The sequence below is a fragment of the Rhizobium sp. SVR5-2C genome (genome assembly GCF_056755115.1).
Genome location: NZ_JBNDHT010000632.1, coordinates 1 through 233, shown reverse-complemented (window position 1 = coordinate 233; position 233 = coordinate 1). Strand labels below are relative to the sequence as shown.

The window sequence follows — 233 nt, the reverse complement described above, 5'->3', positions numbered from 1 at the left end:
GCACTGCACTGATCAGGGAGTCACGATGGATTTCAGGTTCAAGCCGGGTTCCGTGCCGCTGCTGCTGTCGATGCCACACGCGGGCACCGACATTCCCGACGACATCGCCGCGAACATGGCGCCGTGCGCGCTGGTGCGGGCCGACACGGACTGGCACCTGCCCGACCTGTACGCCTTCGCGGACAGCATCGGTGCCTCCACGTTGTCCGCGCGCTGGTCGCGCTATGTCATCG

General features: G+C 66.5%; 1 protein-coding gene. It reads left to right on the top strand.

The genetic code is table 11. From position 1 onward, the window contains the following. Window positions 1–25 precede the first annotated feature (25 nt). A partial coding sequence (locus tag ACPYOI_RS37185; protein WP_481424321.1) for an N-formylglutamate amidohydrolase occupies window positions 26–233 on the top strand: 208 nt, incomplete at its 3' end.